This window comes from Bradyrhizobium sp. USDA 4369 (assembly GCF_054056435.1).
The window spans coordinates 2,463,705-2,481,933 of record NZ_JBSRYH010000001.1 but is presented as its reverse complement, the minus strand read 5'-3'; the positions used below and the strand labels follow the sequence as shown (position 1 = coordinate 2,481,933).

General features: G+C 65.5%; 16 protein-coding genes. 11 read left to right on the top strand and 5 right to left on the bottom strand.

What is annotated here, in order from left to right; translation table 11 throughout:
* The first annotated feature begins 66 nt into the window (after positions 1-66).
* The 8 genes from infB to ACVIJ6_RS11235 all read left to right on the top strand — a co-directional run bounded on the left by infB (position 67) and on the right by ACVIJ6_RS11235 (position 9,825).
* The gene (gene infB / locus ACVIJ6_RS11270; protein WP_456772771.1) at positions 67-2,832 is read left to right on the top strand and encodes a translation initiation factor IF-2; all 2,766 of its coding nucleotides are present in this window, start codon (positions 67-69) and stop codon (positions 2,830-2,832) included.
* A 162-nt stretch (positions 2,833-2,994) separates the two neighbouring features.
* Positions 2,995-3,411 carry a 30S ribosome-binding factor RbfA gene (gene rbfA / locus ACVIJ6_RS11265; protein ID WP_456772770.1) on the top strand — a complete coding sequence of 139 codons (417 nt, stop codon included), beginning with the start codon at positions 2,995-2,997 and terminating at the stop codon, positions 3,409-3,411.
* On the top strand, positions 3,411-4,511 hold the full coding sequence (gene truB, locus ACVIJ6_RS11260) for a tRNA pseudouridine(55) synthase TruB (protein ID WP_456772769.1): 1,101 nt from the start codon (positions 3,411-3,413) through the stop codon (positions 4,509-4,511). The genes rbfA and truB overlap by 1 nt, the downstream gene beginning before the upstream one ends.
* A 2-nt stretch (positions 4,512-4,513) precedes the next feature.
* Positions 4,514-4,783 (top strand): 30S ribosomal protein S15, encoded by a 270-nt coding sequence (rpsO, locus tag ACVIJ6_RS11255; protein WP_009025947.1) that lies wholly within the window; start codon positions 4,514-4,516, stop codon positions 4,781-4,783.
* 362 nt (positions 4,784-5,145) lie between these two features.
* Positions 5,146-7,305: a polyribonucleotide nucleotidyltransferase gene (pnp, locus tag ACVIJ6_RS11250; RefSeq protein ID WP_456772768.1), complete on the top strand. Its 2,160-nt coding sequence runs from the start codon at positions 5,146-5,148 to the stop codon at positions 7,303-7,305.
* A 206-nt stretch (positions 7,306-7,511) separates the two neighbouring features.
* Positions 7,512-7,988, top strand: a complete 477-nt coding sequence (locus ACVIJ6_RS11245) for a GNAT family N-acetyltransferase (RefSeq protein ID WP_456772767.1) — start codon at positions 7,512-7,514, stop codon at positions 7,986-7,988.
* Between the two features lie 115 nt (positions 7,989-8,103).
* Complete coding sequence (locus tag ACVIJ6_RS11240; protein WP_456772766.1) at positions 8,104-8,943, top strand: hypothetical protein; 840 nt, start codon at positions 8,104-8,106, stop codon at positions 8,941-8,943.
* A 66-nt stretch (positions 8,944-9,009) separates the two neighbouring features.
* The gene (locus ACVIJ6_RS11235; protein WP_456772765.1) at positions 9,010-9,825 is read left to right on the top strand and encodes a hypothetical protein; all 816 of its coding nucleotides are present in this window, start codon (positions 9,010-9,012) and stop codon (positions 9,823-9,825) included.
* Positions 9,826-9,946: 121 nt separating this feature from the next.
* On the opposite strand, the gene fabI is transcribed toward ACVIJ6_RS11235, so the two are convergent.
* The 3 genes from fabI to fabA all read right to left on the bottom strand — a co-directional run bounded on the left by fabI (position 9,947) and on the right by fabA (position 12,730).
* A complete protein-coding gene (fabI, locus tag ACVIJ6_RS11230) occupies positions 9,947-10,747 on the bottom strand; it encodes an enoyl-ACP reductase FabI (RefSeq protein ID WP_456772764.1) in 801 nt (266 codons plus the stop codon).
* A gap of 161 nt (positions 10,748-10,908) precedes the next feature.
* Complete coding sequence (fabB, locus tag ACVIJ6_RS11225; RefSeq protein WP_456772763.1) at positions 10,909-12,132, bottom strand: beta-ketoacyl-ACP synthase I; 1,224 nt, start codon at positions 12,130-12,132, stop codon at positions 10,909-10,911.
* 76 nt (positions 12,133-12,208) lie between these two features.
* Positions 12,209-12,730 carry a 3-hydroxyacyl-[acyl-carrier-protein] dehydratase FabA gene (gene fabA / locus ACVIJ6_RS11220; RefSeq protein WP_456772762.1) on the bottom strand — a complete coding sequence of 174 codons (522 nt, stop codon included), beginning with the start codon at positions 12,728-12,730 and terminating at the stop codon, positions 12,209-12,211.
* A gap of 459 nt (positions 12,731-13,189) precedes the next feature.
* Between fabA and irrA the strand changes: the two genes are divergently transcribed.
* On the top strand, positions 13,190-13,663 hold the full coding sequence (gene irrA / locus ACVIJ6_RS11215) for an iron response transcriptional regulator IrrA (RefSeq protein WP_083780749.1): 474 nt from the start codon (positions 13,190-13,192) through the stop codon (positions 13,661-13,663).
* A 124-nt stretch (positions 13,664-13,787) separates the two neighbouring features.
* On the opposite strand, the gene ACVIJ6_RS11210 is transcribed toward irrA, so the two are convergent.
* Positions 13,788-14,315, bottom strand: a complete 528-nt coding sequence (locus ACVIJ6_RS11210) for an SH3 domain-containing protein (protein ID WP_041750239.1) — start codon at positions 14,313-14,315, stop codon at positions 13,788-13,790.
* A gap of 359 nt (positions 14,316-14,674) precedes the next feature.
* On the opposite strand from ACVIJ6_RS11210, the gene ACVIJ6_RS11205 reads away from it, so the two are divergent.
* Positions 14,675-15,676 (top strand): 2-hydroxyacid dehydrogenase, encoded by a 1,002-nt coding sequence (locus ACVIJ6_RS11205; protein WP_456772761.1) that lies wholly within the window; start codon positions 14,675-14,677, stop codon positions 15,674-15,676.
* Positions 15,677-15,879: 203 nt separating this feature from the next.
* Here the strand turns inward: ACVIJ6_RS11205 and ACVIJ6_RS11200 are convergent, their stop codons facing one another.
* Positions 15,880-16,686, bottom strand: a complete 807-nt coding sequence (locus ACVIJ6_RS11200) for a HesA/MoeB/ThiF family protein (RefSeq protein WP_456772760.1) — start codon at positions 16,684-16,686, stop codon at positions 15,880-15,882.
* Positions 16,687-16,827: 141 nt separating this feature from the next.
* On the opposite strand from ACVIJ6_RS11200, the gene ACVIJ6_RS11195 reads away from it, so the two are divergent.
* Positions 16,828-18,207: a peptidoglycan-binding protein gene (locus tag ACVIJ6_RS11195; RefSeq protein WP_456772759.1), complete on the top strand. Its 1,380-nt coding sequence runs from the start codon at positions 16,828-16,830 to the stop codon at positions 18,205-18,207.
* Positions 18,208-18,229 lie beyond the last annotated feature (22 nt).

The window sequence follows — 18,229 nt, the reverse complement described above, 5'->3', positions numbered from 1 at the left end:
GCGACGATTGCACGAATGGGACGGTGCGGCAGACCCGCACGCTGGTAACGAGATTAGGACGACTGAATGGCCGACAACAACACTCCGGGCGACAAGAAACTGAGTGTCCCGACCAAGACCTTGACGCTGAAGCCGCGCGTCGAGACTGGCACGGTACGCCAGAGCTTCCCACATGGCCGGAGCAAGCAGGTAGTGGTCGAGAAGCGCGGCACCAAGCGCCGCGTCGGCGATGGGGCGCCCGATGCGCCGCATGCGCCGGAGCCAGTCGTCGCCAAGGCGCCGCCGCCGCCACCGCCAAGCAACCGTCCGTCAGGGCCGCGTCCCGGCTCTTCGCAGCGCGGCGGATCCGGCGTGGTGCTGCGCACCCTGACCGAGGATGAGCGTTCGGCCCGCGCCAGCGCGCTCGCCGACGCACGCGTCCGCGACATGGAAGAGCGCCGCCAGGCTGAAGAGGAAGCCCGCCGCCGCGCCGAGCGCGAAGCCGCCGAACGCGCCGAGCGCGAGGCTGCCGAGGCGCGCCGCAAGGCCGAGGAAGAGCGCCACCGTCATGAAGAGGAAGCCAAGCGCAAGGCCGAGCTCGAGGCCAAGAAGCGGTTCGGCGAAGGCGAGGCGCCCCGTCCGGCGACCGCCGCGCCGCAGCAGCAGCCCGCCGCGGTCACGGCTCCCGCTCGTCCGGCTCAAGCCCCAGGTCGCCCGCAGGGCGCACCGGGCAGCCGGCCACAGCAGATCGGCACCAGCGCACGCCCCGGCGGGGCGCAGCCCGCCGGTGCACGCCCTGCAGCCGCCCGTCCCGCGGGCGGTGGTCCGCTCGGCCGCGCGCCCGGCGTTGCCGCCGGTCCCGAGGATGATGAGGGTCCGCGCCAGATCCGCCGCGGTCCCGGTGGCGCTGCGCGTCCCGCGCCGCCGCCGAAGACCACGCACAAGCCGGGTCCGCAGAAGCAGCGCGGCCGCCTGACCGTTGTCACCGCGCTCACCGCCGATGACGTGCGCGAGCGCTCGATCGCGTCGTTCCGCCGCCGCACCCAGCGTCTCAAGGGCCATGCGGCCAATGAGCAGAAGGAGAAGCTCGTCCGCGAGGTGACGATTCCGGAAGCGATCACGATTCAGGAACTCGCCAACCGCATGTCGGAGCGCGCGGTCGACGTCATCCGTCTGCTGATGCGCCAGGGCGCGATGCACAAGATCACCGACGTGATCGACGCCGACACCGCACAGCTGATCGCCGAGGAACTCGGCCACAGCGTGAAGCGCGTCGCAGCCTCGGACGTGGAAGAGGGCCTGTTCGACGTCGTCGACGATTCGACCGACACCGAGCCGCGCTCGCCGGTCGTGACCGTGATGGGCCATGTCGACCACGGCAAGACCTCGCTGCTCGACGCGCTGCGCCATGCCAACGTGGTGTCCGGCGAAGCCGGCGGCATCACCCAGCACATCGGCGCCTACCAGGTGACGGCGCCGGATTCCGGCAAGAAGATCACCTTCATCGACACGCCGGGCCACGCCGCGTTCACCGCGATGCGCGCCCGCGGCGCCAAGGTCACCGACATCGTCGTGCTGGTGGTCGCGGCCGATGACGGCGTCATGCCGCAGACGATCGAGGCCATCAACCACGCCAAGGCGGCGAAGGTGCCGATGATCGTGGCGATCAACAAGATCGACAAGCCGGATGCACGGCCCGATCGCGTCCGCACCGAGCTGCTGCAGCACGAGGTGCAGGTCGAGTCCCTGGGTGGCGAAGTCGTCGACGTCGAGGTCTCGGCCAAGAACAAGACCAACCTCGACCGTCTGCTCGAGATGATCGCGCTGCAGGCCGACATCCTCGACCTCAAGACCAATTCGGATCGTCCGGCCGAGGGCACCGTGATCGAAGCCAAGCTCGATCGCGGCCGCGGTCCGGTCGCCACCGTGCTGGTCCAGCGCGGCACGTTGCGGGTCGGCGACATCATCGTCGCCGGCGCCGAGATGGGCCGCGTCCGCGCGCTGATCTCGGATCAGGGCGAGACGTTGCAGGAGGCAGGTCCGTCGGTGCCGGTCGAGGTGCTCGGCTTCAACGGTCCGCCGGAAGCCGGCGACCGTCTTGCCGTGGTCGAGAACGAAGCCCGTGCCCGGCAGGTCACCTCCTATCGCGCCCACCAGAAGCGCGAGAACGCGGCCGCCTCGATCTCCGGCATGCGCGGTTCGCTCGAGCAGATGATGTCGCAGTTGAAGACCGCGGGCCGCAAGGAATTCCCGCTGGTCATCAAGGCCGACGTGCAGGGCTCGCTGGAAGCCATTCTCGGCTCGCTGGAGAAGCTCGGCACCGACGAGGTCGCCGCCCGCATCCTGCATGCCGGCGTCGGCGGCATCAGCGAGTCCGACGTGACGCTCGCGGAAGGCTTCAACGCCGCGATCATCGGCTTCTCGGTGCGAGCCAACAAGGAAGCGGCTGCGCTCGCCAAGCGCAACGGCATCGAGATTCGCTACTACAACATCATCTACGACCTCGTGGATGACGTGAAGAAGGCGATGAGCGGCCTGCTTGCGCCGACACTGCGCGAAACCATGCTCGGTAATGCGCAGATCCTGGAGGTGTTCAACATCTCCAAGGTCGGCAAGGTCGCTGGTTGCCGCGTCACCGACGGCACCGTCGAGCGCGGCGCCAATGTCCGCCTGATCCGCGACAACGTCGTGGTTCACGAAGGCAAGCTGTCGACCTTGAAGCGTTTCAAGGACGAAGTGAAGGAAGTTCTGGCCGGCCAGGAATGCGGCATGGCCTTCGAAAACTACGGCGACATGCGTGTCGGCGACGTCATCGAGTGTTATCGCGTGGAGACCATCCAGCGCTCGCTGTAAGTCCGAATCCTACAGAGCGCTGTGTTTTGACTGAGCTGCGACCCCCTCCCCGGAGGGGAGTCGCAAGTCTCATTTGAACGAATCGAAGCGTCGTCGAACTCAATCAGAATGGCCTTCATCGCCCGTGCCACGCCGGGTGATGATCTATTGGATTTTTAAACAATGCCTCGCCATCACCAGAGAGGAAGCACGGCTTCCGTAGGCTCGCAGCGCCAGCTGCGGGTGGCCGAGACGGTGCGCCACGCTGTCGCCGACATCCTCAGCCAAGGTCATGCGCACGACCCGGACCTGGAGGGACACATCATCACGGTGCCCGAAGTCCGCATGTCGCCGGACCTCAAGCTCGCCACGATCTACATCATGCCGCTCGGCGGCCGGGACACCGAAATCGTGCTTGCGGCGCTGGAGCGCAACAAGAAGTTTCTGCGCGGCGAGATTGCGCACCGCGTTAACCTGAAATTTGCACCTGACATCCGCTTCCGCGCCGATGAGCGATTCGACGAAGCGGAACGGATCGAGAAATTATTGCGAACACCCGCGGTGCAAAGAGACCTCAATTCGGATTCGGAAGAGAGCTGATGACCATCCCCCCCGAAACCGGCACTGTCGATACGCCCCACGCCGATACGACCGCCGTCAACGTCAAAAAACATCACGCGGCTGACGCACGTCCGCGCGACAACAATGACCCGCGCAACAAGCCGCGCCAGCACGGCAACCAGCCGCGCCGCGACCGGCGCGACATCCATGGCTGGGTCGTTCTCGACAAGCCCATCGGCATGACCTCGACCCAGGCCGTTGCGGTCGCCAAGCGGCTGTTTCAGGCCAAGCGCGCCGGCCATGCCGGCACGCTCGATCCGCTCGCCTCCGGCGGTCTGCCGATCGCGCTGGGCGAAGCCACCAAGACCGTCCCCTTCGTGATGGATGGCCGCAAGCGCTATCGCTTCACCGTGACCTGGGGTGAGGAACGCGATACCGACGACACCGAGGGCCGCGTCGTCCAGACCAGCGCCAGCCGGCCGGATGTCGCAGCGATTCGGGCGCTCCTGCCGCAATTCACCGGCCGGATCGAGCAGACCCCGCCGCGCTATTCCGCGATCAAGATCCAGGGCGAGCGCGCCTACGATCTCGCCCGGGACGGCGAGGTCGTCGAACTCCAGCCGCGTCCGGTCGAAATCCACGAACTGACCCTCGTCGACCAGCCCGATGCCGACCATTCGGTATTCGAGGCGGAATGTGGCAAGGGAACCTATGTCCGGGCGCTGGCCCGCGACATGGGCCGGCTGCTCGGCTGCTACGGCCATATCAGCGCACTCCGGCGCACCCTGGTCGGTCCGTTTACCGAGAACGACATGATTCCGCTGGAACAGCTGGAGGCTTTGTGCAATAGAGCCGCGTCCGGTGAGGGAAGCCTCGCCGACGCACTGCTGCCCGTTGAGACCGCGCTGGACGACATCCCGGCACTGGCCGTCACTCGGGCTGATGCGGCAAGGCTCCACAGGGGTCAAGCCGTTTTGTTGCGCGGACGGGATGCGCCCCAGAGTAGCGGCACAGTCTATGTCACGGTCGCAGGCCGCCTTTTGGCGCTTGCCGAAATTGGCAATGGCGAACTCATCCCCAAGCGCGTGTTCAACCTGACCGGACTGACTGCCAGCTCCGGTCGCAACGAAAGAGACTGACGATGTCGGTGACCGCAGAGCGCAAGGCGGAAATCATCAAGGCGAATGCCACCAAGGCCGGTGACACCGGTTCCCCCGAGGTGCAGGTTGCGATCCTGTCGGAACGCATCAACAACCTGACCAGCCATTTCAAGACCCACGGCAAGGACAATCACTCCCGCCGCGGCCTCCTGAAGCTGGTCTCGACCCGCCGTTCGCTGCTCGACTATCTGAAGAAGAACGACGAGGCGCGCTACAAGGCGCTGCTCGAGAAGCACAACATCCGTCGTTGAGCTTCGACCTGGACTGAACGCGCGCGATCCCGCGCGCGTTGATGGCATGATCCTGAGAACGCCGCATCTGTCGCGGCGTTCGCGAATCCGGGATCATGCGGTCTGGCCGGACCTGGAAAGAAGCGGATACGCTCTTCAACTGGTCCCACCCAGACCGTGCAGTACGCCTCAGCAGCAATCCGGCCGCTGGGCGTGACGGGCAAGGTGCCCGTTACTTACGAGAAGGATGGCCGCCATCCGAGATAAGAAAACCATGGCAGGATCGCAGGGTGCTGATCGCTTTCCAGCGCCCTGCAATCTTGCGCATGGTTTTTTTGTTTCTGGGCGGCCTGCCTTCGATCATCTCATGAAAGAAGACACGCATGTTTACCAAGCATTCCGTCGAGATCGACTGGGGTGGACGTCCGCTCAAGCTTGAAACCGGCAAGATCGCCCGCCAGGCCGACGGCGCCGTCGTCGCCACCTATGGCGAGACCGTCGTGCTCGCCACCGTCGTCGCCGCCAAGGCGCCGCGCGACGGCGTCGACTTCCTGCCGCTGACCGTCGACTACCAGGAAAAGGCCTATGCTGCGGGGCGCATCCCCGGCGGCTATTTCAAGCGCGAGGGCCGTCCGACCGAGAAGGAGACGCTGGTCTCCCGCCTGATTGACCGTCCGATCCGCCCGCTGTTCGTCGACGCCTGGCGCAACGAGACCCAGGTCATCGTGACCGTGCTGTCGCACGACATGGAGAACGATCCGGACATCGTGGCGCTGGTCGCCGCCTCGGCCGCGCTGACCCTGTCGGGCGTGCCGTTCAAGGGCCCGATCGGCGCGGCCCGCGTCGGCTTCGCCAATGACGAATACATCCTCAATCCCACCCTCGACGAGATGACCGACACCCATCTCGACCTGGTCGTCGCCGGCACCTCGGACGCGGTGCTGATGGTGGAATCGGAGGCCAAGGAGCTCAACGAGGACATCATGCTCGGCGCGGTGATGTTCGGTCACCGTCACTTCCAGCCGGTGATCAACGCGATCATCGAGCTCGCCGAGAAGGCTGCCAAGGAGCCGCGTGACGTCGCGATCATCGACAACAGCGAGATCGAGAAGGAGATGCTCGGCATCGCCGAGCAGGACCTACGCAAGGCCTATGCGATCCCGGTGAAGCAGGAGCGCTACGCCGCCGTCGGCGCCGTCAAGGAAAAGGTGCTGGCGCACTTCTTCCCGGAAGGGCAGGAGCCGAAATACGACAAGCTGCGCGTCTCCGGCGTGTTCAAGGAGCTGGAAGCCAAGATCGTTCGCTGGAACATCCTGGACACTGGCAAGCGCATTGACGGCCGCGACGCCAAGACCGTGCGCAACATCGTCTGCGAAGTCGGTGTGCTGCCGCGCGCCCACGGCTCGGCGCTGTTCACCCGCGGCGAGACCCAGGCGCTGGTCGTCACCACGCTCGGCACCGGCGAGGACGAGCAGTACATCGACGCGCTGTCGGGAACGTACAAAGAGACGTTCCTGCTGCACTACAACTTCCCTCCCTATTCGGTCGGTGAAACCGGCCGTCTCGGCGGCACCAAGCGCCGCGAGATCGGTCACGGCAAGCTGGCCTGGCGCGCCATCCATCCGGTCCTGCCGCCGCACCACGAGTTCCCCTACACCACGCGCGTGGTGTCGGAGGTGACCGAGTCGAATGGCTCGTCGTCGATGGCCACCGTCTGCGGCTCGTCGCTGGCGCTGATGGATGCCGGCGTGCCGCTGAAGCGGCCGACCGCGGGCATCGCGATGGGCCTGATCCTCGAGGACAAGCGCTTCGCCGTTCTCTCGGACATCCTCGGCGACGAGGATCATCTCGGCGACATGGACTTCAAGGTCGCGGGCACCGAAGCCGGCATCACCTCGCTGCAGATGGACATCAAGATCGAAGGCATCACCGAGGAGATCATGCGCGTGGCTCTCGGCCAGGCGCGCGACGGCCGCATCCACATCCTCGGCGAGATGTCCAAGGCGTTGACTGCTGCGCGCGCCGAGCTCGGCGAATACGCGCCGCGCATCGAGACCTTCAAGATCCCGACCGACAAGATCCGCGAAGTGATCGGCACCGGCGGCAAGGTGATCCGCGAGATCGTCGAGAAGACCGGCGCCAAGGTCAACATCGAGGACGACGGCACCGTCAAGGTCGCCTCGAGCGACGGCGAAGCGATGAAGGCCGCCATCAAGTGGATCAAGTCGATCGCCTCCGATCCGGAGATCGGCCAGATCTATGACGGCACCGTCGTCAAGGTGATGGAGTTCGGCGCCTTCGTGAACTTCTTCGGCACCCGCGACGGCCTCGTCCACATCTCGCAGCTCGCCGACAAGCGCGTGCAGAAGACCACCGACGTCGTCAAGGAAGGCGACAAGGTCAAGGTCAAGCTGCTCGGCTTCGACGATCGCGGCAAAACCCGCCTGTCGATGAAGGCGGTCGATCAGACCACCGGCGAAGACCTCGAAGCCAAGCAGAAGGCCGAAGGCGGTGCCGAGGCGCGCGAAGCCGCCGGCGAGTAAGCCGGTAGGTCATCGCAGGAGATACGAAGGGCGGCTTTCGGGCCGCCCTTTTTTGTGATCGATTGCCGGCTGGTCCGCGTCATTGCGAACGTCAGCGCAGCAATCGAGGGCTGCGCCAGGATTCTGGATTGCTGCGTCGCTTCGCTCCTCGCAATGACGGGTGAGAGGGCTTACGTCGCCTTCGCAGCTCGCCAGAGGTTACAGCCATGGACCACCAGCCGGTCATCATCCGCCCTGCCCGCACTGACGAATACGACGCCGTCGCCAGGCTCTGGATGGCGAGCTGGTGCTCAACCGGGCTGGACGTCCCGAGCGAGAAGCTGCTCGCTGCTCTCCAGGAACGGGTGCCACGCGAAGTCCACAATGGCTGGAGCCTCTACGTGGCCGATGACGGCGGCCAGCTTGCGGCGATGCTCGCGATCAACATCCCGCAGCTCTATCTCGACCAGCTGATGATCGCGCCGTCGCATCAGGGCGGCTCGCTCGGCCGCCGCCTGCTCGCCTTCACGCGTGAGCTGCTGCCCGACGAGGTCTGGCTGCGCTGCGCCGAAGGCAATGCGAAAGCCTGGCGCTGGTACGAGCGCGAAGGCTTCGTGCTGGAGAAGGCGGAAGCCGATCCAGTCCATGGCCGCATCATGAAATATTATCGTTGGAAGCGGGGCCGTCAGGCGGCGGCGCCCTGATCACAGAGCGTGCAGGCATCGAATATTGCGCGCGCCGATGAGAAAGCATTGCGTCCGCGTTCGCAAGCGATCAAAGTTCGGGTTCCCGACATCTGCGCCATTCCCGAAATACACCATGCCCGTGCCGTTCTTGCTGATCCGCCGCCTTGCGCCCATCGCCTTCGCCGCTGCTTTCACGACCGCGGCTTGGGCCCAGGCTCCCTCGACGCCGGCAGCGCCGGCGAAGGCCCCGCCCGCAGCCAAGAAGGCGGCCAAAGCCAAGTCGGCCGCGAAACCGAGCGCCGTCGAGAGCGGTCCGTGCCGGCTCGGCGTCATTTCGGCGCTCGGCGACCAGCTCGCGGTCAGCAAATTTGGTCTGACAGTGTTCGAAACCGAAGAGGACGACGTCACCTTGCCGGGGTGGGGACTGGACGACCTCGCAGTGGCGCGCGTGCGTGCGGCCACGGGCGGCGACCCGACTGTCCACAGGATCAGCTATCCGACGGGCGCGTTCGAGCCCTACTACCACCCGACATCGCGCTTCCTGCCCGATCCGAAGGAGGGCCTGAGCTCGATCGTGCGCAATGTCACCACGGCTGCGAACTGCGCCCGCTATCTCGTGGTCACGAAGTTCGAGACGACCATTCCCAACACCACCCTGAGGCTCAGAGGCATCGGCGCCTATAATCAGGGTCTCGGATCACTCCTCCGGCACTCGCATCTGTTTGCGAATGTCAACATCACGCTGATCGACGGCCAGTCCTACGAGAAGATCGGCTCGTTCTCGGCCGACACCGGCGCCAGGCTTGCGGAGACCATGAGGCTCACCGAAGATCCTCTCAACAAGCTCGACAATGCAGACTTTCCCGAGCCGCTGGCGGCCGCGGCCAAGAGCGCTATCCTGCGTGAGCGACTGCGCACCTTGGTCGCCGCGAAGCTCGATCGCGACCTGCCGAGCTACCTGAAGATCGACTGATGCAGGCGCCCATGTCTGACGGCGCGCCCCACCCGTTTGCCCTCTCCCGCTGAACGAGTTCTCCCTGTGACCTTCATTCGCCGATCAGTGCCGCTGCTCATCGCCATGCTCTGGTCCTGCACCAATGCCCTGGCACAATCGTCGCCGGCACCACCGAATGCCAGACCTACGCCAAAGGCCGCGGCCAGCCCTGCCAAGGGCGGCAAGTCAGCAACGAACTTCCGCGACAGCGGCCCGTGCGATACCGGCGTGATCGCCGCCCTCGGCGACAGCTTCACGGTGCAGAAGAACGGCCTGACGCGGCTGGGCGACGACTATGCCGAAGTGCCGGTGTCCTGGGGCTTCGACGATCTCGTCTTCGCGCGGGTGAAGGCCGCCGCGGGGGACGCCGGGGTCCACCGCATTGCCGTTCCGAAGGGCACGTTCGATTCGTACTATCAATCCCCGCCGATCAGAGCCGAGAACGGCACGCTCACGGCCATCGTCAGGAAGCTGGCCGGAACGGCGCGCTGCGCGAGCTATCTGGTTGTCACGCTCCGCACCGACAGCGAGCCGTCCACCAATGACGAGGTCACGGGAATCGGCGTCATCAACCGCGGCGAGGGCCTCGGACGATACACGCATGTTTTCACCATGATGGATATCCGGCTCTACGACGGCACGACGTTCGAGACGCGCGAGCCTGCGACGAGCTCGAAATCGTTCCTCTCCCGCCTGACGTCCGGCGTCGGACCGCCGTCACGTGCAGGCGATGTCGACAACGCCAATTTTCCGGCGTCCCCGCCCGACGCGGCCAACAACACCGTGCTGCGCGACATGGCACGCTCGATGCTCAAATTCCGGCTCGATCAGCGACTGCCGGCCTATTTCGGACACGAGTGAGACGGGGACGCGCTGCGCGCCGTGATCGACTGGGCATCGCCAGCGCGTGACACGACTGCTGAACGAGGCCGAAATGGCGGCGCGCAGCCGACGATCCGCCTATGCCGCCAGAGCGAGGCGACTACTCGCCCTTGAGATCCTCCGGGCGCGGCATCGAGATCACGTTGTAGCCGGAATCCACGTAGTGGATCTCGCCGGTGACGCCGCCCGAGAGCTCGGAGAGCAAATAAAGCGCAGAGCCGCCGAGCTCCTCCAGGGTCACGCCGCGGCCGAGCGGCGAATGCTTCTGCTGGAACGCGAACATGAAACGGGCGTCGCCGATGCCGGAGCCGGCCAGAGTGCGCACCGGACCTGCCGAGATCGCGTTGACGCGGATGCTGCGGCGGCCATAGTCGGCGGCGAGATAACGCACCGAAGCTTCGAGCGCGGCCTTGGCAACGCCCATGACGTTGTAGTTCGGCATCACGCGGTTCGAGCCGTCGAAAGTCAGCGTGATCATGCTGCCGCCGCTCTCCGGCATCAGTTCGGCGGCACGCTTGGCGATCTCGGTGAAGGAGAAGCAGGAGATCAGCATGGTGCGCGAGAAGTTCTCGCGCGAGGTGTCGGCATAGCGGCCCTTGAGCTCGTTCTTGTCGGAGAAGGCGACAGCATGGACGATGAAATCGAGCCCGCCCCAGGCCTCGCGCAGGGCCGCGAAGACGCCGTCGACGCTGGCGATGTCTTCCACGTCACAGGGCAGCACATGCTTGACGCCGAGTTCGTCGGCGAGCGGGCGCACGCGCTTGCCGAGCGCGTCCCCCTGATAGGTGAAGGCCATTTCGGCGCCGTGCGCGGCCAGTGTCTTGGCAATGCCCCAGGCGATCGAATGGTCATTGGCGATGCCCATGACCAGACCGCGCTTGCCCGCCATCAGACCCTGCATGATGTCTCTCCTCCGTCATGCCGGGCACCCGCCCTGGCAGCTTGAATCATCCGTCCGCCAGGATTCGTTCGCCAGCACGCCGACGGCCGGACATCGGTGCGAAGATTGGCTTCGCGCTGTTGCCCGGCGACGATGCCGATGGAACAATCCGTTTGAAAGTCTTAAGCGTCGAGATGCTTGAAAACCAGCGTCGCGTTGGTGCCGCCGAAGCCGAACGAGTTCGACAGCACGGTGCCGAGCTTGGCGTTGTCGATCCGCTTGCGCACGATCGGCATGTCAGCGAACACCGGATCGAGCTCGGTGATGTGAGCGCTCTCGCAGATGAAGCCGTTCTTCATCATCAAGAGCGAGTAGATCGCCTCCTGGACGCCGGTGGCACCGAGCGAGTGGCCGGTCAGCGCCTTGGTGGCCGCGATCGGCGGGCACTTCTCGCCTGATCCGAACACCTTGCGGATCGCCTCGATTTCCGGCGGATCACCGGCCGGCGTCGAGGTTGCATGCGGATTGATGTAGTCGATCTTCGTTCGCACCGTCGACAGCGCCATCTGCATGCAGCGCTCGGCGCCCTCGCCCGAGGGTGCGACCATATCGTAGCCGTCCGAGGTCGCGCCGTAGCCGACGATCTCGCCATAGATCTTGGCGCCGCGCGCCTTGGCACGCTCGAGCTCCTCGAGCACGAGGACGCCGGCACCTCCGGCGATCACGAAACCATCGCGCGTCACGTCATAGGGACGCGATGCGGTCGCCGGCGTGGCATTGTGCTTCGACGACATCGCGCCCATCGCATCGAACAGCACCGACAGCGTCCAATCGAGTTCCTCGCAGCCGCCGGCGAACATCACGTCCTGCTTGCCATACTGGATCATCTCATAGGCATTGCCGATGCAATGATTGGAGGTCGCGCAGGCCGACGAGATCGAGTAGTTGACACCCTTGATCTTGAACCAGGTCGCAAGCGTCGCGGAGGCCGTCGACGACATGCATTTCGGCACGGCAAAGGGGCCGACCCGCTTCGGTCCCTTGGTGCGGGTGATGTCGGCGGCTTCGACCTGCGTGCGCGTCGACGGTCCGCCGGAGCCCATGATGATGCCGGTGCGCACGTTGGAGACGTCGCTGGGCTCCAACCCGGAATCCAGGATCGCCTGCTCCATCGCGACGTGATTCCACGCCGCGCCCTCGCCGAGGAAGCGCATCGCGCGACGGTCGACGACATCGGCCGGATTCAGCGTCGGCGCACCTTGCACCTGCGAACGGAAACCGAGTTCGGCATATTTCTCGGCACGGGAGATGCCCGACTTCGCCTCATACAGGCTCGCCAGCACCTCCTGGGTGTTGTTGCCGATCGATGAGACGATGCCCATGCCCGTGATGACAACCCGCCTCATGATGTCCGCCTCGCCTTGCTCGTGTGTCTGGTTGCAGTCGCGCCTGCTGCACTGTCTGTGGTCGCAGCCCGCCGGTTCAAGCTGGCGTGGCGCCCTGCTTGAACAGGCCGACCTTCAGGTCCTTGGCGCGATAGATAATCTCGCCATCCATCGAAAGCCACCCGTCGGCGATGCCGAGCACCAGCTTTGAGCGCATCACGCGCTTGATGTCGACATTGTACACGACCTTGCGGGCGGTCGGCAGGACCTGGCCGGAGAACTTCAGATCGCCGAGCCCAAGTGCCCGCCCACGGCCTTCGCCGCCGCTCCAACCCAGGAAGAAGCCGACCATCTGCCACATCGCATCGAGGCCGAGGCAGCCGGGCATCACCGGATCGTTCTTGAAGTGGCAGGCAAAGAACCAGAGATCTGGTTTGACATCGAGCTCGGCGCGCACGACGCCCTTGCCGAACTCGCCGCCGGTCTCGGTGATCTCGACAATGCGATCGAACATCAGCATCGGCGGCAGCGGCAGCTGCGCATTGCCGGGGCCGAACAATTCCCCGCGGCCGCAGGCAAGCAGATCCTCATATTCGTAGACGCTGCGCCGATCCGGCATACTTGATGGCCTTTCTCAACGATCCCTGGGTGGAAATTGTGCCGCGCGACATGGATCCCTCCCGCGCGTCGCCCCGTTCGCGCCACCCTGGCTGTTCAGCCATCGCATCGGGACGAGGGCTGGGCCATCGCGCCAGACGAAGATGACCGCTGTCGGCGGGCCGGCGGACCGACATATGGATCCGCGAATACGGCCGCCAGAGCCGGTCACGCTCGCAGCGCCAGGCAAATCGGGTCCGGGCGCTCTCTAACATAGGGGTTTGCGGCGTCAATGCGGGTGTCCCGCTAAATCGCTGCAGGATCCCGGTCCGCAACCGGGTCGGGCGCCAGACGCAGTTTAGGGGCGTTCTAGATCGGTCAGTTGCGATAAGCTTGCATCTGACCGACTTCGTCCCTATATCAGTTGTGGATGAGAGCGAATTCTGTGGTGCTTGAAGTGGATGCGAGCAACAACGCCTCGATGAGTGGCCATGACCGGGGTACCCCGGAAGGTCTTGGGAGCGGACGTCAGCCGGCTCTTAACGGCTGTCCGTGGCATGACGTCAACGAGATGCTGCAGGCGGCCGGGTTACGCCCGACTCGCCAGCGCATGGCGCTCGGCTGGCTGCTGTTCGGCAAGGGTGCGCGGCACCTGACGGCCGAAATGCTCTACGAGGAAGCGACCCTGGCGAAGGTGCCGGTCTCGCTCGCCACGGTCTACAATACGCTGAACCAGCTGACGGACGCAGGACTACTGCGCCAAGTCAGCGTTGACGGCACCAAGACCTATTTCGATACCAACGTCACCGCCCATCACCATTTCTACCTTGAGAACAACCACGAGCTGGTCGATATTCCGGATCAGCATCTCGCGCTGTCGAAACTGCCCGAGGCTCCGGACGGCTACGAGATCGCCCGTATCGACATGGTGGTCCGGCTGCGCAAGAAGCGCTGAGCAGACCGGTCTGGAGAGCAGCGTTTCGGTAATGCCCGCCTTGACGGCGGGCATTTTGTTGTCTGCACGGCAGCGGAATTGCGTCACGCGGCACGCAACACGCCGAACCGTCCGGCGGCTGCCGTCAGTTCACCTGCTCGTCGGCGTAGACGCCCCACAGCCGCTGCTGCTCGATCCAGCCGTCGAAGCCGTTGCCGAGCACGCGGCACCAGCCATTGCTGCACTTCTTGACCTGGGCGATGACGCCGACCTGCAGTCGTGCCGTCACCGCGCCCGACGCGCTCGGGCTGTCATAGACCGCGGCCAGATCATCCTTGTTCTTCATGGTCACGACGGCCGTGCGGCGTCCGGACAACAGGGAATGATACACCCAGCCCTCAGAGCCTTCTGAGTCGCGCACGCGCCGCCAGTTCTCATATTCGGCGGTGATTTCGACCGGCAGGCCGGACCGGGTGTAGACCCAGGCCACGTCATTGTCCTTGGTCGGACCCGCGCGGACATTCACATGATCCGATTTCAGGCTGACATAACGCGGCACAGGCAGGCCGCTGGTGGAGAGAGCCACATCTTTTGCCGCAGCGCCGCTGCCGACCGCTCCGTCGAACAGACAGAGCATGAGCACCGCGACCATACCGAAACGCCCTAACGCCATCGAACTCAACTCACTCTCCCTCGCAAGGACCGCCGCGCTCCGATCTGGTCGCCGGCAATCCCTCGCCCGATCCCCATCGAACCGCTCGGCTGCCCCCCTTCGTGCACAGAGAGGGCTTGCCGTAGCGCAAGTCCCGGCCCGCCGTTGGCTTCTTGTCTTGGCCCGGCCTTCTGCTAGACAAGACCGAACACAAGCGGCCAGGAAGCGCCTGAGAATCGCTCGCGAAACCCTGTCAGGGACGGATCGACCCACCTGCGAGATCCGACACGACCAGTCCAGGGAAACGCCGTTCTCAGACGACGACGGTAGTTTCGGCGAACCCGGTTAATGAGGTCTGAAGGATCTCATGAGAGCAGCACATGTCAGCTAGGAAAAAGCCCCTCGTCGTCGTGACACGCAAGCTGCCGGACTCGGTCGAGACGCGGATGCGCGAGCTGTTCGACGCGCGACTCAATCTCGACGACGAGCCGATGAGCCAGGAGCAGCTCGCCGACGCGGTGCGCACCGCCGAGGTGCTGGTTCCGACCGTCACCGACCACATCAGCGCTGACATTCTGAATCAGCCCGATTGCAAGCTGCGGATGATCGCCAATTTCGGCAATGGCGTCGACAATATCGACGTAGCGGCGGCGGTCGCGCGCGGCATCACCGTCACCAACACGCCGAAGGTCCTGACCGAGGACACCGCCGACATGACGATGGCGCTGATTCTCAGCGTTCCGCGCCGGCTGATCGAGGGCGCCTCGATCCTCACCGAAGGCAAGAACTGGGCGGGCTGGTCGCCGACCTGGATGCTCGGCCATCGTATCGGGGGAAAAAGGCTCGGCATTATCGGCATGGGCCGCATTGGCCAGGCGGTGGCGCGGCGCGCCCGCGCCTTCGGCCTGCAGATCCATTATCACAACCGCCGTCCGGTCGCGCCCGTCATCGCCGACGAACTCGGCGCCACCTATTGGGAAAGCCTCGACCAGATGCTGGCCCGGATGGACATCATCTCGGTGAACTGCCCGCACACGCCGGCGACGTTCCACCTGCTGTCCGCGCGCCGGCTGAAGCTGATCCGCAAGGATGCCTACATCGTCAACACCGCGCGCGGCGAGGTGATCGACGAGGAGACGATGACGCGGCTGATCGAAGCCGGCGATATCGCGGGCGCAGGCCTCGACGTGTTCGAGCACGAGCCGGCGGTCAATCCGCGGCTGGTGCGGCTCGCCAAATCCGGCAAGGTGACCTTGCTGCCGCATATGGGCTCGGCCACCATCGAAGGCCGCGTCGAAATGGGCGAGAAGGTCATCATCAACATCAAGACCTTCCTCGACAACCACCGCCCGCCGGACCGCGTGCTGCCGAGCATGTTGTAGGTCGATCCGTCCACTCAGCAACCGCCGTCGTCCCTGCGCACGCAGGGACCCATACCGCGTGATGCCCGAAACAGGCACGCGGCGCGTTCCGCGCACCTCATCGACTTTACGGAGTATGGGTCCCGGATCGGCGCCCGACGACGCGTTGCGTCGGCGGGCTTGTCCGGGACGACACCGGCGTGTGGGGCGGGATACTCGCTACTTCACGACTTCCGATGCGGACTCAAATCCGCAATGACGGGCCCATCGCCATTCAGCGGATTGGCCGGATCTCGCTTATAACGCAGCGTCTCGAACCGCAGGGTGCGCGCATCGAGCATCAGCAGACGGCCAACGAGCCCCTCGCCAAAACCGACGATCTCGCGGATCGCCTCCAGCGCCATCATCGAGCCGAGCATGCCGGCAAGCGCGCCCATCACGCCGGCCTCGGCGCAGGCCGGCACCGTGCCGGGCGGCGGCGGCTCCGGAAACAGGCAGCGATAGGTCGGATTGAACTCGCCGTTCTCGTTGCGCTCATGGGCGCGGATCGTCGTCAGCGACGCATCGAAGGTGCCGAGCGCGCCTGATATCAGCGGCCTTTCGGCCAGGAAGCAGGCATCGGAGGCGAGATAGCGGGTGTCGAAATTGTCGGAGCCGTCAAGCACGAGATCATAGCCGCCGATCAGCGCGAGGGCATTGTCGGCGTTGAGCCAGGTCCGGTGCGCGATGACCGAGACATGCGGGTTGAGCGCGTTGATGCGCTCCGCGGCACTCTCGACCTTGGGACGACCGATATCGGGCGTCGCGTGAATCACCTGGCGCTGCAGGTTCGACAACGACACCACATCGTCATCGACGATACCGATGGTGCCGACGCCGGCAGCGGCGAGATACATCAGCGCCGGCGCCCCGAGTCCACCCGCGCCGATCACCAGCACCGACGCGCGCTTCAGTGCGGCCTGTCCGGGCCCCCCGACATCGCGCAGCACGATATGACGGGCGTAGCGCTCCAATTCCTCGTCGCTCAGCATCTCTGCACAACGTCCTTTCGCTGCCGCATCGCCGTCGGCCGTGATGGAGACCGCGGATCTCCACACTGAACCCTCGCCGGATTGTGACCGACCAAGCAGATGTGCTTATTTATGTCAGCGGCAAGAGCAGCGGGATTTGTCATGAGACGGCTGGCCACGGCAACCTTCATCTGCGCGAGCGCAGTCAGCGTATGCGTATCGGCCCTGGCACAGACGACACCCGCACCAGCGCCGCAGGGTGTGCTGCCGGGCGCCAAGCCGAAGCCGGTCGCGACCCAGCCGGCCCGACCCGGCGTGCAGGCGCCGGCCGACACCGCCAATGCAATGGGACAGGCCGAACGGCTTGCGCTGCAATCCGATCTCGCCTGGGTCGGCCAGTACAATGGCGCCATCACCGGCGAGGTCAGCGAGCGCATGGTCAACGCGATCAAGGAGTATCAGAAGCTCAAGGGCGGCAAGCCGACCGGTGTGCTCAATCCGCAGGAGCGCGCCGTGCTCGCCGACACCGCCCGCCGCAAGCAGGAGAGCGTCGGCTGGAAGCTCGTGACCGAGCCGGTCAGCGGCGCGCGCGTCGGGATTCCGACCAGGCTGGTGCCGCAACAGAGCAGCGACGGCAGCGGCTCGAAATGGAGCTCGCCCACCGGCACCGTGCAAGTCGTGCTGTCACGCCGCAAGGAGGCCAGCCCGACCAGTGCGGCGCTGGCCGACCGCGAGAAGAAGGAGCCCGGCCGCACGGTCGACTACAGCGTCGTCAAGCCTGACTTCTTCGTGCTCTCCGGCCTGCAGAACCTGAAGAAGTTCTACATCCGCGGCACCTTCAAGGGCGACGAGGTCCGCATCCTGACCATCCTCTACGACCAGGCCACCGAGAACACCGTCGAGCCGGTGGTGATCGCAATGTCGAGCGCCTTCACGCCGTTCCCGGCGACGCAAGCCGCTGCGCCGGCACCGCGGCGGAGCGTCGACTACGGCACGGGCGTCATTGCGACCCAGGACGGCACCATCATCGCCGACCGCGAGGTCACCGATGGCTGCGTGGCGCTCACCATCCCGGGGTTCGGCCATGCCGAGCGCGTGGCCGAGGACAAGGAGCGCGGACTGGCGCTGCTGCGGATCTACGGCGCCCGCGGCCTGAAACCGCTGGCGCTGTCGGGCGCCAGCGCCAAATCATCCATCGACATCGTCGGCATCGCCGATCCGCAGAGCCAGGGCGGCGGAGCTGCGATCAGCACCGTCAAGGCGCAGCTCGCCGGGGCTGGCAGCGGCGATGCCGCGCTCGCGCCGGCGCCGGGCCTCGGCTTCTCCGGCGGCGCCGCACTGGATGGCGACGGCCGTTTCGCCGGCATCACGCTGCTGAAGCCCGGCGTGCTCGCCGGCACGGCCATGATCCCGGCGACGCAGGCCGTAATGGTCAGCGCGGAGGCGACGCGCGCCTTTCTGAAGTCGCACGGCGTCACGCCTGACGGCACGTCGCTCGACGCCAAGGCCGCCACCGTGCGGGTCATCTGCGTGCGCAAATAGCGCCATTGTCCAAGCGCGGAGC